Consider the following 16,046-nt stretch of genomic DNA (forward strand, 5'->3'; position numbering starts at 1 on the left):
CCCGGTGCGGAATGGACATCGCCAAGCAGCGGTTGCCGCTCACGCCGACAACCTATCAACAAAACATATCAATTACTGCGACTACGTCGGCCGGTACCGACATACTGCCTCCAAAACCCATGATTACTCGAAATTAAGTCGGTGAGACCGGCATACTGAGCTCCAAATGCACCATTTTCCGCAAATAAGTCGACCACACCGACATACAAGCTCCGAAGCAAACTCACCCTCGGTGCGGAATCGACATCGCCAAGCAGAAGATGTCGCTCACGTCGACAACCAGTCAACTAACCACAGTAGTTACTTAATAACCTGTCATGAGCATTCTACAACAGCCCGCCCCTACTCCAACAGCCGCTTGAGCAGTTGGGTTCGATTGGAGGTGCTGAACTTTTCCATCATGGATTTCAAGTGTTTTTTGACGGTGACCTCACTTAGATACAGGGACTTGGCAATCTCAACGTTGGTGCAGCCCTCCTCCAGCAAGAGCGCAACCTCCTTCTCGCGAGGCGTCAACTCCGGGCGGTTCATGATCCGCTCCGCATAGGTTAACGGCTTTGAGGCAGTTTCTGCCGTCGCCGAAGGCATAGTTGTCACTGAAGCTTCGATCGTTGCTGCTGCGGGCGAAGCTTGGGCAGCCGATTCCGGATCCCCATCCGGCTCGATCAGATGAGCCTGCCCGGTCATGCGGAGCATATGATGAATGTAGCTTATCGCGTTGCCGCCCTGACGGTCCATGACAAAGGTAACGGCTTCCCGTTCCTCGTCGTAGTCATAATGGTTGGCGTTATCCGCAATGGAGAAGCCCAGACTCTTATGCGTCTCCACGAAGTAAACGGTTGGCGCGGGCGATTCGATCAGCAGCTCCCCCGTGAAAATAAGATCGTGCAGCAAGTGGCCCATTGCCGTCTGCTGCGAAACGTCGCTCAGATCGGAAGTGTCGATCGTCTCGATGAACCAGCCCGCCCGCGTATGCGGAGCGGCCTCCAGCCGGTTGCGCATCTCGGGTGACAAGCTTCCGAAGTAGGGTTTGGACCGTGGCGCTTGCTCCAGATAGGGGAGCGTATCCCGATTAATGGGAATAATGACGGCGAACCCGATAATGCCCCCGGTGCTGCCTCTCATCAGCCTGACCACGTCGTAGCCAAGACCGAATAAGGCGTCAAAATCGATATGTTTTACCGTATAGCGGCTTTCCTTGGCCGTCAGCGGGAAGGAGAAGCGCTGGTTGGAATAAGGATCGTACATATCGATGAGACTATCCTTGGCTTCCGCGAACCGTGTCTCGACATACCTTTTCAATTCATCCTTGTGTTCGGCCTGAGCCGTCTCGAAGTGGGGAGGAGAAAGCTCGAACCAGTTCATGAAAGCGCGAATCAGCGCATCCCCGATGTAGTTCATGAGCTCGATGGCTTCCCGGTGTTCGCCGGCATCCCCCTTGTTCCGGGCATCCAGCCATCTGCGGTAATGATGCCGAAGCGCGCCCGCGCGAAGCTGTTCGTAGTGCATGGGCGTTCGGGACAACATCTCGCGGCTCACGAGCTCCCTCATCAAGCTATGTACGGCCCAGCCTTGATCCACTTTGCGGATGAAAGAGAATCGAATAAGCTGATAAAATTCCGCAGCGCTCATCTCCCGATTCAGCACGATAGACAAGCTCTCCTGATTGAAGCGGCGAAGCACGCAAGCTGCTTCGATCAATGGCCGGAGATGTTCGCCCGGCACCTCGCGAAGCCACTCGTTTACGATATAGGCAAGCGTCTCGTAGCCTCCCGGCTCCGCTTCGTCGAAGCTGCCGCTGTTCTCTTGCGAGAGCAGGAGCGCCATCAGGGACATCGTCAGCGGGTGGCCGCGCGAATAGCGCCAGATCTGTTGGATGGCCTGCGGGTCGCGTACGTGCATCGATTCGGCGAAGCTGGTAACGGCGGATAAATCAAGATCCAACAGCGGCATTCGCGTCACATACCTTCTCCAATAAGAGGAGAGAAGCCAGGCTTCCGATAACGCATATCGTCCCGCCAGCACGACGAGTATGCGTCCCCCCAACCTCTTCAGGAAGTAGTCCCTCAACCACTGGTCCATGCTTTCCATGCGTTCGTAAGCATCGATAAACAAACAAATCCGTTTTTCCTTCGAAAGCTCTCCAAGCGCCGCGATACAGGATTCCAGCAAGCTGGCCTCCGTCCGGTCCTCATGCCGCCGCGGGTCAATGGCGCCAAGAATGCGAAGACAGAACGCCTCCGGCGTTTTCACGAAACCTTCGCTGTCCATCATCAGACAGAGATCGCCATGCGAGGAGGCCATTCGCTGGAATTCGTCCAGCAAGCTGCTCTTGCCGATGCCGGCGGTACCATAGACGCTTATCAATTGTAAGGATGCCTCGGAGGACTCCCGGCATTTGACGAACTGGGCAAGCTCCCGTTCCCTTCCGACCAGCGTATCGCTGTTCCATTCCCCGCCTTGCTCAAAGGTACTCATCCGATCCCACGCTTCCCTATCTCCGTATCATTTCAGCTTCTATTCTACTCCACGCAAGGTAACCCATCAATGAGTGAAAGCGATAGAATTTTATTTTGCGGCAGAGTTTATCCTTTCGGATACCTCTTTGCTACCGTTTCAGATACTTATGCCTCCGAGACCCCGATGTTAGCATGGAAACATGGAAAAAACGGCTGAAGCAGCGGAAGGGGATGGCGGATATGGAGCGGAGCGTGAAGCTGGGGCATGCGGCGATCTATGCCAGAGACATTGGACGATTGGAATCCTTCTACCGGGATGTGATCGGAATGAAGGTTTTGGGAGGGGAGCGTCGCGGGGAGATTGGGAAGCTGGGCTTCGACCACGCGAACACGAAGGGCGACATCAGCATCGTCGGCCATCCGAAGGACGTGCGCATGACCTTTTACGCGGACGCGAGGGCCTGCGTGGAGCATTTTCGCCAGAAGCTGGTGGATCGCGGAGTCCCGGCGTCCGAGCTGGGCGAGAGCGAGCAAGGCGTCTCGTTCCTGTTCAGCGACCCGGAAGGCAATCGGATCGAAATGGCTTGGTTAAGCGAGCAGTAAGGGAAGATCGGATCATTAACGAAAGATGAGAGCGGAGGAGATTAAGGGTGAATGAGCGGCGGAGTGGAAGATGGTGGCGGAGAACGGGCAAAAAGGCGATTTTGAGCCTGTTGCTTGTCGTTCTTTTGATCACGGGGACGATGCAAGGGGTTGGCGCGGTCAGCCCGGAGCCCGAGGCGCCAGTCGGCGAGGAATGGCTGATGGAAGAGGTTCTGCAAGAGAGCGGGGATGAGAAGGCGGTGGCACTGGCCGGAGGAGGGCCGGTATTGGATCCGCTGCCCGAGCTGAGCATGGAAAATTACGTCGAGCTAAGCGGATTCGCCGAAGCAGGGGCGGATATCATGGTGTATTACGTCCGCGATGGCGAGGAAGAGATCAGCATCGGAGAGCCGGTCCGGGCGGAAGAGGATGAGAGCGGCGTAGGCCGGTTCAACCTCAGTCTGGAATTGCCGGACGAAGGCAGTTACATCTTCACGGCGGCTTCAGGGAAGGATGGCGCATGGGGCGAGCGTTCAGCGCCCGTCGTGATCAAGCTGGACTGGACGTCTCCGTTGGACCCGCCAAGCATGAGATGGGAGCTTCTAGCCTACAACGAGGTGCTGATTTCCTGGGATGCGGCGCAAAGGGAAGACGGCTCGTCGGATCCCGAGATCGCCGCTTACGCGATTTACGACGCGAACACGAACGAGAGGATAGCGGAGCGTACGGAGACGTATTACCGGCCTGAAGGATTGGAAGAAGGAAGGCTGTACCGTTACCGCGTCGCTTCCGTGGACCTTGCCGGCAACGAATCCGGCGGCTATCCGCTGACGATCGGCACTTCCCCTTCGACGGAGAACAAGTTGATCGGGCTGTACAACCGTGGCGGGAGCGGAATCAGCAATAGGACGACTCTAAGCGGGGATGGCTCCACCGCGATCGTGTTGGATCGCACGTACGAAGAGAGCATGTATTTGGGCCTCTTCTCGGTAGATGCCGAGACAAGGGCAAGGAAGCTCCTGACCGCTACGAAGGGCGGAGAGCCTATCGACGGAAGCATCGGCGAGTTCGCGGTCAGCCATGGCGGCGATATCGTTGTGTTCGCATCGGATGCGACCAACTTGCCGGCTTCGCCGGTTGAACGCGGGGAGCACGTATACGCCTACGACGGCGAGACGGGCGGGATGGAGCTTCTGTCGAGGGCCGGCGGCGAAGCCGGCGCGCCGTCGATTAGCAACGATGGACGTTGGGTCGCGTACGCGGATGGTGGGCGAATCTACCTGCATGACCGCCAAAGCGGCGAAACCCGGCTCGTGAGCCGTGCAGCGGGCGGAACGAACGAGGACGGAAGCAGCTCCTATCCCGCCATCAGCGGCAACGGGGGCATCGTGGCGTTCGTATCGGATTCGACCAATCTGGAAGGTTTTGAAGGCGTCGACGACGTCCAGGCGATCTACGCTTACGACGCGGTCGAAGACGCCATCGTGAATCGGCATGCGCTCGCGGAAACGCACGCTTCGCTGGCGCTTAACGGGGACGGCCGTTACATCGCCTACCTGCACGGAGACGAGTGGGGGAGCTGGATGAGCCCTTTCCTGTTGGATCGAACGACGGGAGACCGAATGGCTCTGAACAGCCAGCGGGACGAGGGGGAGGTTACCGGCAAAAATTACGATCGTTTGACGATTAGCGACGACGGACGGACGGTTCTGGCGAACTTGTTCGATTACGACTCCGAATTGCCGGGACTCTACCGTTTCGCGGAGCAGTTCAGCCTGGACGATCTTGCCCATCCCGTCACGGTGGGCAATCCCGCCCTGGAGAGCGTCGGCGCGGCCATGAACGCGGAAGGAGACCGGATCGTCTATGCGCGTGACGGGGACTTTTACATGGCTTGCTCGGGTGACTGCGGCACGAAGGAGCCGGATCGTCCGATCGCGTCCGGTTATTGGTCCGTGTCGGACGGCTCCTGGCTGCAAGGCGAGCTGAAGCAGGGCAGCAGACTGTCCATTCAGGCCGCGGGCGAACTGGGACAGCGGCTCCAGGCTGTCGTCGCCTACCGGAGCGAGCCGGCCGCCGAAGCCGGCGCGACGGAGACGCTGACCGTCGACCTGACGGAGCTGGAAGGCGCCGCGGGCCTTTATCGGGGCGGCTTCGACGTTGCGGCCGGCATGGCGGAGCTTTTGTCCATTGAAGTGAGAACGGAGGACGGGGGCTCCAAGCTGGCGCTGGACCGTCTGCCGATCCGCATTGCGGCTGCCCTGACGGTGAAGATCGATACGGATGCGCCGGAGCGATTGAACGGAACCATGCTGGCTCTTGCCGGGCCGGATGGAAGCGTCTATGAGTTGCCCGTAAAGGCGGGACAATTAAACGCGGCGTTCCCCGTTGCATCGGGATCCGGGTATAAGCTGGAGCTGATTCACGTCGGGAGCCGGACGGTACTGGCGCTGGCCGAGCATCTATCGTTCCGTTCGGGAGAATCGGCGGTTCAAGTACTGGAGCCCCGCTACCGAGCGACTGTAGCCGCGAAGCTCGAGTACAGCCGAATGCCCACGGAGCAAGCCGTCGTCCGCTTCCATGACGAATCGGACGATCGCCTGCTGGGCGAGGCAACCGCCGACGGGAACGGCGTGGCTAAGTTGTCGGCGGAGCTTGAAGCAGGTACAAAGGTGCGGATCAGCGTATTGCCGCCGCCCGGCTTTCTGGCGACGGCCAGCCGCAGCCTCACGCTGGCCATCGGTTCCAACGAGCAGTCGTTCGCGTTGCAATCGAGCGATACCGTCGTTTCTTCGGTTCGGATGACGTACGCGAAGCCGCAGAATCATAGTTATTTTCCCGTAGCGATTATGGATAGCGACGCTACTCTGACGGTTACGGGGAGAGACGGCTATGCTCTGCAAGCCGAGATTCTCTACGAGCAATGGGATGACGAAGGGGAACTGAGGGAGCAGACGCGGACGATCCCCCTTGCCGAGAAGCAAAGGGGCGTATACGAAGGGATGTTCCGCATCGAAGACGGCGTCGCCCGCATTCATTCCGCGCGGATTGCCGTAGAAGGCGAGTGGACGGGTGACCGTTACGCCATCCCTCAGAACGTCGCGGGAAGGGTTAAGGCGAAGCTGGATATACCGGACGGGGAAGTCTGGCAGGATGCGATGCGGGACGGAGCGCTCAGAGTGTATTGGACGAACGATGCCAGCCATTACTACTCCTTCCGGACCAGTCTGACGCCAGGCAACAAGGAGTATCTCTTCGATCTCCCCAAGGAAGGCATCCCTTACCGGCTTGCCTTGGATCCCGGGTATTCCAAGTTGAAGCCGGCCGAAATCGGGTTGTCGGAATCCGTCTTTGGAAAAACGTCGGGAGCGACGATAAAGCCGAAGTATCGCATCCAATTGAGCGGAAAGGCGGCAGGCGCGGGCAACGAGTCCGTTGCGGGAAGCTACGAACTGAAGGATATGGCGGGCACCGTGCTGCTGCGAGGCACGACGACAAGCCTCTTCGATATTCGCTTGGACAGCGAGGCAGGAGCTCGATATAAGCTGGCCTTCACGCCGAATGATCCTCTGTACCACGCGGAAGAGATCGAAGTGGAGATCGAACGCCCGGTCATGCAATTGAAGATCGAGCTGCGGGCGAAAAATCTGGAGACGATCGAAGGCAAGGTGTACGGGGCGAACGGCCAGCCTGCCGGAAGCTCCTCGGTCACCGCCGTTTACGAAGGCATGAGCCGGACCTTCGGCACGTATACGAAGGCGGATGGCTCCTATACTCTTCAATTGCCGCCGGGGACGGCGAAAATTCGGGCGGCGGGTAACGGCCGGAGCGGTTATTTGTCCCGGTTGGAGACCGTTCGAATCGATGGGGAAGGCAAGCAGACGCTGGACTTGCGCCTGCACGATTTGGCGCGCGTCCGCTTCAATCTGTATACGAAACAATACGGCAGCGATTGGCAAGGTCCGCTGGAGCCGGATTGGAGGCTGGCCAGCGTCTTCTCCTTCAAGCCATCGCACGCCATCTCGGAATATGGCGCGCCGATGAAAGTATTCGCGGCGCCGGGAGACACCTACCGCCTATGCGTGAACGGCGGCAGCGCGGGGCTCCCCGCGGGCTGCGCGGAAGCCGTTATCGGCGAGAACAACGAGGCCGTGTTGGAGCTGCGTCTGGAAGGCAGCGGCGCGCAGGCGACGGCGACATTCGTCAAGCCGGACGGCACGGACGCCGGCGGCGTCCGGTTGGAGCTGGTCAGACTGGAAGACGGCAAAACCATTCACGAGCCTTATACGATCAGACAGCAGGGCAGGCTATCGCGGAGCTATCCAAGAGGGGTCAGTACAGACTACAGGCAACGGGCGGAGGCGGGTTAGCCGCCGTCGTGGAATTCTCGGCGGAATCGGCGGGCATCGTCGATCTCGGGGAAGTCGTCCTGAGGAAACCGATTCGATTCGGAGGATTCGTCGGCAACGGACTGGGGGTCTCCGCGGATACGATGACGCAGGGGGGCAAGCTGACGGTGCGCGCGTTGTACCGGAATGCCGGAGCCCCGGCAGCGGGAGTCACGAATGCCTCTGTGCTGATTCATGTTCCGGAAGGCATGACGCTTCTGCCGGGATCGGTCGTGGTGAACGGAAAAGCGGCGGAAGCGGCAATCGAGGACGGACGGCTGCGCGTATCCATCGGCGACGTTGCGGCCGGCGCGCAAGGCATCGTGCAGCTCGGATTGCAGGCCGACGGCCGCGAGCTTCCGCCAAGCCTCTTCCTGTCGGGAAGCATTGGCTACCTCGATGGCGGGGAGAGCAAGGAAGAGACGCTGGGATCGGCTTACGTCAACATCGCGGCGGTTACGCTGCGCATGCCGGATATTCTGTTCAAGCCGGAATTCCGCGCGAGCGGCACGGCGCCGGCGGGCACGACGGTATACGTATACGAAGGGCGCAAGCTGCTGGGAACGGCGGCGGTATCGTCCCAGGGAACATGGCAGCTGGACACTGCGCTTAGCCGTACGGATATACGCCAGGTCCTTATTCGCACGGAAGCGATAGCGGACGGCAAAGTGTACGGCGGTCAAGAAGCCGTCGCGACGTACGATCCCAACGATCCGGGGCTTTACGAAATCGCGGTAGGCCAAACGGGAGGCCGCGTTCATACGATTCATCCGGAGAACGGCGTTGCGGTATTCCCGTTCGTCTACGTGCCCGGCCAGCCTTTCGTCTATAAGTTGAAGTTCCGCGACCCATCCCGGGTTTCGAACGTCAAGGTGTGGACGGGGGACACGGCGGCGGATGCCGTCCTGCGAAACGGAGAATACTTGGCGACGATGAAGCTGGAGGGAGACCCCGGGCCCATTCACGTGACATATGACGCGAAAGCCTCTGTCGCGGCCGGAGCCGGAGAACCGCCAAGCGAAGAAGAAGCAAGAACGACCTTGCCGGGCCCGTTGCGCGACTATGAGGTCGAGCACGCGGCCGGTCCGGGCGAGCTGGGCGCAGACGGCCGGCCGGTTCCGGAGGACACCGTATCCGCCTTGGTGCGGATGACGAAGGAGCTGGGGGCCCGCGTTACGATTCAATCGAAGGACAGCGCGGATTACGCGCCTACCGACAGAGACTTGCAGCAAGCGGCGAGAACCGGCATTCCGATGTACGGCTCGGCCGTCAGCATCAGTCGCGGTTCTCAGAGCGCCACGTTGACGATCTCCGGCCATATTGCGGGGGGAGGAGCGGCAAGCCGAGGCTTTGGCAGCCTTGCGTTCGGCGCGAAGGAATTCAAGATGGTCGTGGATGCCCTCAATATGGGCACGAAAATCATCGATCTCGACAGCGCGTTGCAGACGGCCGCGTCGCCGCAGCAAGCGGACCGATTAAGGGAGCTGCGGCAGAGAGCGCAGGAGCTGTGCGATCCAAAGGCGGCGGAATATTATACCGACATGGCCGAAGGCATTATGTTCGATGCTTTGTTCGTGGAATATGTGAAAAACACGCTTAACGCGGTTGGCAACATCAAGCTATCCGGACTGGGGGGCTTCCTGTTCTGGGTCGAGGGCTACTGGGCGGGCAAGCAGTTGGACAGCGTCATGGACGACCAGATCGCGGAGCTGGAGAAATATTTGAAGATAAACGAATGCATGAAGAAGCCCCAAAAACCGAAGACGCCGCCGAAGGCCGCGCCCAAGTATATTTACGATCCTAGCGGCTATGTGTACGAAGGTCTGGAATCGAACCGGCTGGAAGGCGTGACGGCAACCGTCATGGAGTTGGACGGCGCCAGCGGCGCCTGGAACGTATGGGATGCGGAATGGTACGAACAGCAGAATCCGCAGACGACCGATAAGGCAGGGCGTTATGGTTGGGACGTTCCCCCTGGCTGGTGGAAGGTCAAGTACGAGAAGGAGGGCTACGAAACGGCATACAGCGCCAACTTGGAGGTGCCTCCGCCGCATTTCGACGTCAACGTGGGACTCGTCTCCCACGCGGCCCCCGTTGTTGCGGAGCTGCGCGCGCAGCCTGGAGGGGGAGCCATCGAAGCGGCATTCTCCAAGCCGATCAAAGTTTCTTCGATTACGGAAGAGGCGATCCGGGTCGTTCGTTCGGACGGGGAACCCGTACCCGGGGGCGTTGCCGCGGTCGCGCCGGCTGTCGGCAGCGGCGGGGAGCTCTTGGCCATGTCGGTATCCTTCCGTCCCGATGCCGATTTCGCGGCCGGCGAGACTTATACGGTAGAAGTCGGCGGCCAATTGACCAGCTATGCCGGAAGCGCGATTGAGCCGTACGGGCCGGAATCCGTATCCATCGTTGCGGAAGACACGATACCGCCTGCCCCGGTGGAAGGGCTGTTCGGAAGCCTGTCGGAGGACTCTGCGACGCTGGCGTGGAGCGATCCCGCCGATTATGATCTCGGCAAGCTGCTGCTGCGCTGGAGGGAGGCGGGCGAAGCCGCCTACGGCGAACCCGTGGAAATCGCGAAAGGCCTTGAATGGGCCTACGTGGAAGGATTGAGCGAAGAACGGAATTACGACTTCTCCGTTATCGCGGTTGATGAGCATGGCAATGAATCCGCCGCAGCGACATGGACTTTGGAAGCGGCGGTTGGAGGCCCTGACTGGTCCGCGCCTTCCGCAGTCACCGGCTTCAAAGCAGCCGAGATCGGGAAGGACGCGATAAGTCTCGTCTGGAAGGATCCGGCGGCTCCGGATCTGGCCAAAGTGAAGGTACGCTGGGGCCCGGCATCGGACGATGCCGCTGGCAGGACCGTCGAGGTCGGAACGGGAATCGGCAAGCTCGCTATGAAGGGGCTGCAACCGAATACCGCTTACCGGTTCGAAGCGATTGCAGTGGACCATGGCGGCAATGAATCCTTTGCCGCAGTGCTGGAGGCAACGACATCCGCCGAAACGGGCGGCCCGGGCCATGGCGGTGACGGCGGAAGCGGGGGCGGAGACGGTCAACCGCCGGCAAAGCCCGATTCGGGGAAACGAGAGTGGACGGTAGACGCTGACGGAGGCAGCTTCGAGGCGTTCGAGGGCGCATTGCGGCTGGACATACCTCAAGGAGCGGCATCGGAACGGTCATGGCGCATTCGCCTCGATCGGACGGCCGACATCGATGAGGCGGTCCATGGGGGATACGTTCGCATGTCGCCCACCTATCTGCTGGACGGAGGCGTTGTCCTTCAACGGCCGGTTAAGCTGACCATCGCCTACGTAGGGGAAGAAAACGGCTACGATCCGCGCCGGTTCGGCTTATATCGGAAGACCGCGGACGAAGCAGGTTGGACCTATGTCGGAGGCGTCGTGGACGTTGCGGAGAGTTATATGGAGGCTGACATCGACAGGCTTGGGGAATATGCCGTGTTGTTGCGGGATCGTTCGTTCGGCGATTTGACCGGCCATTGGGCAAGAACGGATGTCGAGGTGCTGGCAAGCAGGGGAGTCGTCGACGGCGCAGGAGACGGGCAATTCCGGCCTGAACGCGCCATTACTCGCGCCGAGCTGGCAAAGCTGCTGGTAGAGCTGCATCGTCAACGGTCGGGGGGCCGCGAGGATGCGGACGAGAAAGCCTCTTCTCCGAGGTTCTCCGACGTGCCCGCGGACGCTTGGTATGCGCCTTATCTAGCCGAAGCGGCCCGGTTCGGCTTGCTTCAAGGCTCGAACGGCATGGCAAGGCCGAACGAAACGATTACGCGCGAGGAACTGGCCGTCATGCTGAGCCGATTCGCCTTGTTGTCTGGCATGCGGCCCGAGGGCTCGAATGGCGGGCAAGACGTTCTGACCGGTTACTCGGATACGGGGGCCGTCTCCAGCTGGGCGCAAGAGGGGATGCGACAGGCCGTGCGCCGCGGGTGGCTGAAGGGCGTCACGGCTGCAGAGCTGAAGCCGCGAAGCGGGGCTAGTCGCGCCCAGGCGGCCGTCATGCTGCATCGCTTGCTGCAGGATTTGGGCTGGATTTCGAAGCAGGAGTAGAAGAAGAGAATGAAATCAGCCCCGGGTTCTTAGGACCCCGGGGCTGTTTGTTCCTTCATTTGCGCTTATTTGACTGAATAATCGATACTACAAGCGTTCCAATAAACGAATAATCAATGTCAGCGCTTCGGCGCGAGTGGCTGTCGCGTTCGGGGCGAAGCGATTGCCGTCTTTACCTTGGATCAAGCCGGCCGCGACAGCCGCAGCGACTTCCCTCTGCGCCCATGCAGGTACGGAATCGGCATCGTTGAAGGACAGAGAGGAACGGTCATCCAGTTTAAGTCCTGCGGCGCGGGAGATAATAACCGCCAGTTGAGCGCGGGTTAACCGACCGCCGGAGCGGAACGTAGCATCCTCGAAGCCGCCAATAAGACCGGCGGTAACGACGCGCGCCACATGGGGTTGTGCCCATGCAGGAATGCTTCCGAAATCATGCAGGGCATCGGCATCTCCTTCGCCATCCAGACCAAGGGCACGGCTGATCATGACGGCGAATTCGCCGCGTGTCACGATGTTGTTCGGACGGAAGCTGCCGTCGGAGAAGCCGTTCACGATGCCGAGCTTAACGGCTTGCTCGATAGTGGATTTGGCCCAGTGGTTCGTTGTGTCCGAGAATGGAACAGTCGGAGTCTCGTTTCCTTCTTCCTCGGAAGTAGTTTCTTCCTCGCCGGGCTCTCCTTCCGACCCAGGGTCCTCCTTGCCATCGTCAGGCGTTGGCCCGCCGCTGCCAGAACCCGGTGGCTCCAGCCCTGGAGGCATTCCCCCGTTGCCGTTACCTCCTGGAGGGATGGTCTGATCACCGGCATTTTTGGCGGAGGACTCGTTAAATTTGAAGTCAACGTCGTATTGCTCGTCATAGATAAATCCTGGGATCGTGCCGCTTAGATCCCAATAGATGGACACCCAACCCGGAATTTTGCCGGACAGATCCGATAGCGAGAAGGTGACAACGCGCGTATTCGTGCTCGAATCGGTCCCCGAGCCGCCGCCGCTGCCGCCGTTCAGCGTAAAGCCCGTAACTTCCTTGCTTTGTTTTAAAGTGAAGGAAACGGTTTTGTTGCCTCCGGCCACCTTGACCAGAGCCGTAGTGAACACGTACTGGTTCATGACGGACACGCTTTCGGTGCCTTTCTTGAGAACCGTGAAGTCCATCAAGTAATTGCCGTCGGCAGGGTATTGAGGTCCTTGGTTGCCAGGGTTGCTCGGGTTGCCAGGATTGTTGGGATTGCTTGGCGTTCCCGTATTCGTCGTGTTGACCGCGGCCTCGAAGGCGGAGACGGCAAGGCGCAGTACAAGCAGAGCCGCATCCGTCTTGATTTGGGATCCATTCAGAGCAATGGCTTCTTGCCCTGCCGTGTCGATGGCCGTTTTATACGAGGCCATCGCCGCGGCCGGATATTCGCCAATCTCGCTGCCTGCCTTGGCTCCCCGCCATTGAGTCAGAGCGCTCTTGTATTCGGCAGACAACTGCGAATTGTCGACTCCGTTGAAGTTCAGCCGAACGTTGTGGGTCTGGTCGTAATTGGCATGCGGGATGACGACGTGCATTCTGGCTTCCAGTAGAGCAGACAAGGATATGTTCTGGAGCAGAACGACGCGATAATCCTCGCTCTCGCTGGTGTATAATACTTCCGCCTCGGTATAGCCCGCGTCGGCTTGTTTGTACTGGAAGGATACCAGTTGCGAGCTGTTCGGAATGTTCAGAATGATATTATGAAGCGAATCGCTTCCCCCGGTTACGCGAGCGGGCTTGGACAGGAAGGCATCGGCGTTAGAGAATCCGGCATCTGTCGCATGAGCAACCGTGTACTGCAAAGTATCGCGCTGCGTATTCAAGAAGGTCTGAACGGCATTGTCCAGAGCTTCGGATGCGCTTGTAATATTCGGACGAGTGGCGCTTAACTGGGAGCCTATAGCGTTAGCTGCGTTAATAGAAGCTTGAAGGTCAGCCAGCGAGGCTTCATCATATTGTCCGCTCAGTTCACCCGTGGACGAGCTTGCATAAAGAGCTTGTGCCTCAGCGATATCTGCGTTCAAATTGTCAAGCAGCGTACCGTTCAGGCTAAGATAGACCGTCTCGACTACGCCGGGATCGGCGGTGGTGGAGTATTCAAACTTGATGAGACCGCTGATGGCGTGGCTGGGCATCGTACTAGTCCTGTGCTGCGCCTGAACGGTGTAGAATCCATTAGTTTCCACATTCGCATTGACAGGAACAAGGGGATCGACCGCAAACGTGACGGAACCATCCGTGTTCGGGCGAAAATAGCGAACGTTGTTTATAGCGATGCTATCGCTAATGACAATATTGGCATGTTCGCGAAGCGTATTCCGCTTCAGAATCGTGGCCGTTGGCCCGAAGAGGGAGCTCTTCGAAGATTCGTTCGCGTTCGCATCGACGGAATCCAACACGATTAGCCGCGATGGAACGGCGAATAGACGAGAATTGCTGACTGTAGAAGTGTCCGCAGCCAGGGCCGTGATTCGCTCTTCGACTTGAGCTTGCGTGGCCAATGGATCGTTATAGACGGCTCTGCCGGTCGTAATCGAAGAATCCATAGTCGCAGACGTCAGTGCGGCTATCGCGCCCTCGACATACAATCCGGCATTGGTAACATAGGTCAGACCTGCCGCAAACGCCTCGGCTTCCACCAGCTTGGCGAGAAGTACGGATTTGTCGACCTTGACGCGCTGTTGTTTGAAAAGATTTAAGGCTTGCGCAAGCGCACTGTACGCGGCTCCGATCTCTTCATCGGCGGCGTTTGCATTGTCCGCGACGGCTTGTGCTTGGCCGATGGCGTAGGCAAGCGACGCTCTGGCTCCGGGGGCGTACGCGCCATGCCAGGCGCCTTCTTGGCCATCCGTGCTGTTATACAGAGCTTGAGTTAAAGTAATTTGCCATAGCAGCTCCTCGCGATCGATCGATGGACCGCCGGGATCCGGATTGTCGTCGATCGGCACAAAAGGCAGCTTCGACACGTCTACGACGACCTGGGCTCTGTACCAATGATCATATTCGAGAGGTTCTCCCCCCGCTTGAGGATAAAGATCCTTCACGATAATATGCATGAGTACTTCTTGCTTGCCTCTAATATCTTGGATAGGAAATTCCACCGTGCCGTTGTATCCCTCTACTAATTTATTCTCGTGCTGCGGCCCCCGGATGGCATTACCGTCGGAGACGGCGATTTCCGCGGACGGCTCGTAATGGGCTTCGGCGGCCACCTCGTCCGAGCCTGGCTCGCCGCCTGGTTTCAGGCTGCCCCAGTACTCATACCAGTCATAATTAATAAAGCTGACTTGCAGCTTGTAGTTGCCGTTTAGGACAACCAGCTTGCCTGTGGTAGAAGCAAGATGATCCTCGGCATACGAGCCTTCGGTACTGCCGTTCTTCAGGATGCGGAAGCCGACCTCGTATTCCCCGTCCGGGACTTTGGTGGCTGGAGCGGGATCCGCGTCGGCCGCTACGGGTACGGCGGACAATAACAAGAAGCAGGCAAGCAGAATGGACATGTAACGCTGAAGCGATTTTTTAATTAACATGCTAATGGTTTCTCTCCTTTGCAAATGGAATGTGACGCCAGGCGTTGTTGGGCAGCCTTCGTTGCACAAGCGACGAGCAGAGCGGGGGCCGGCCTGCCCGTCGCTTGCGCGACGAAAGCATAACGTTTACGGAATGCGTGCATGAATGGCGCTCTGATGCTGCTTTATATAGGGACCACGGAAAAAGTCGTGGCGAACGGGCTGCACCGCAATCTCGCGGCGGCAGCCCGTTATGTTTTACCGTTTACGCCTTAGAGCCATTCGATTTGGATATCATGGGTCTGGTTGTACAGACCGAATACCGATACGGAGATTTTCGCTTTGGCGTTCACGCCGAAATCGTCAATAGGGAACGTGTAGTAGATATTGCCGCCCGAAGTCGTGCCCGTGTAGGAAGTATACGTCGTGCCGCCATCGTGGGAGATGCTCAGGCCGTAAATGTTGTACAAGACGGATGTGGAGAATCCGAGCGTGACCGTTTCGCCGTCGCTGGCAAGCGATGCGGGTTTAATGGCATAACCGTCAGCTGCGGACGTTTCCGACGGGTTAGCTGCTTTCACGATTTTGAAATTCAGGTCGCTGGCGGCGGATGCGGAGCTTACGATCATGACAACGGATAGGACAAGGGCCATCAACATGGCAGGCAGCATTTTTTTTAACGAAAATTTCATTAGTTTCTCTCTCCTTTAGCGTAAGTTCGTAGTCGTCTCATCGGAGACGCTGGGCCAGGACGACAGGACAACGATTGGGTCAAGCATGGGATGGCGCCACGCGTCGGCGGGCCATGGAGGCCTCCTTCCCGTCAGCAGATAAGTGCAGGTGGCAGAGCCACAGAAACAGACAAAGATGCAAGATAATGATAATCATTATCGTTCATGTTGTAAAAAAAATTCTGTGGTTGAAGCATGGACGCACCGGTATACGCCGCTTTGCTTCTCTCTCAGAAAGTTGCCCGGCGTGTACATCGCCGGTGACACACTGAATTCTACAGACGGATTATG

General features: G+C 58.6%; 6 protein-coding genes. 3 read left to right on the top strand and 3 right to left on the bottom strand.

Annotation, left to right across the window (positions count from 1 at the left end; translation table 11 throughout):
• Window positions 1-342: 342 nt before the first annotated feature.
• Entirely contained in the window at window positions 343-2,478 is a 2,136-nt protein-coding gene (locus tag B1748_RS22695; RefSeq protein ID WP_087570242.1) for a helix-turn-helix transcriptional regulator, read from the bottom strand.
• Between the two features lie 173 nt (window positions 2,479-2,651).
• Here B1748_RS22695 and B1748_RS22700 point away from each other — a divergent pair, with 173 nt between their 5' ends.
• The 3 genes from B1748_RS22700 (at window position 2,652) to B1748_RS38185 (ending at window position 11,502) form a co-directional block, all read left to right on the top strand.
• On the top strand, window positions 2,652-3,062 hold the full coding sequence (locus B1748_RS22700; protein ID WP_087570243.1) for a VOC family protein: 411 nt from the start codon (window positions 2,652-2,654) through the stop codon (window positions 3,060-3,062).
• Between the two features lie 47 nt (window positions 3,063-3,109).
• The gene (locus B1748_RS37625) at window positions 3,110-7,411 is read left to right on the top strand and encodes a carboxypeptidase regulatory-like domain-containing protein (RefSeq protein ID WP_087570244.1); all 4,302 of its coding nucleotides are present in this window, start codon (window positions 3,110-3,112) and stop codon (window positions 7,409-7,411) included.
• A 1,880-nt stretch (window positions 7,412-9,291) separates the two neighbouring features.
• Window positions 9,292-11,502 carry an S-layer homology domain-containing protein gene (locus B1748_RS38185; RefSeq protein WP_256975884.1) on the top strand — a complete coding sequence of 737 codons (2,211 nt, stop codon included), beginning with the start codon at window positions 9,292-9,294 and terminating at the stop codon, window positions 11,500-11,502.
• 87 nt (window positions 11,503-11,589) lie between these two features.
• Here B1748_RS38185 and B1748_RS22715 read toward each other — a convergent pair whose 3' ends face one another.
• Together B1748_RS22715 and B1748_RS22720 are read right to left on the bottom strand one after the other, a co-directional pair.
• Window positions 11,590-15,045 carry an NEAT domain-containing protein gene (locus B1748_RS22715; RefSeq protein ID WP_087570246.1) on the bottom strand — a complete coding sequence of 1,152 codons (3,456 nt, stop codon included), beginning with the start codon at window positions 15,043-15,045 and terminating at the stop codon, window positions 11,590-11,592.
• 251 nt (window positions 15,046-15,296) lie between these two features.
• The gene (locus B1748_RS22720) at window positions 15,297-15,716 is read right to left on the bottom strand and encodes an NEAT domain-containing protein (RefSeq protein ID WP_087570247.1); all 420 of its coding nucleotides are present in this window, start codon (window positions 15,714-15,716) and stop codon (window positions 15,297-15,299) included.
• Window positions 15,717-16,046: the final 330 nt, after the last annotated feature.

Source organism: Paenibacillus sp. MY03, assembly GCF_002165585.1.
Lineage (GTDB): Bacteria > Bacillota > Bacilli > Paenibacillales > Paenibacillaceae > Pristimantibacillus > Pristimantibacillus agaridevorans.

Bases quoted from the DNA above. Each gene is read 5' to 3' on its own strand.
- B1748_RS22695 (WP_087570242.1), bottom strand. From the start codon at position 2,478: ATGAGTACCTTTGAGCAAGGCGGGGAATGGAACAGCGATACGCTGGTC.
- B1748_RS22700 (WP_087570243.1), top strand. From the start codon at position 2,652: ATGGAAACATGGAAAAAACGGCTGAAGCAGCGGAAGGGGATGGCGGAT.
- B1748_RS38185 (WP_256975884.1), top strand. From the start codon at position 9,292: ATGGAGTTGGACGGCGCCAGCGGCGCCTGGAACGTATGGGATGCGGAA.
- B1748_RS22715 (WP_087570246.1), bottom strand. From the start codon at position 15,045: ATGTTAATTAAAAAATCGCTTCAGCGTTACATGTCCATTCTGCTTGCC.
- B1748_RS22720 (WP_087570247.1), bottom strand. From the start codon at position 15,716: ATGAAATTTTCGTTAAAAAAAATGCTGCCTGCCATGTTGATGGCCCTT.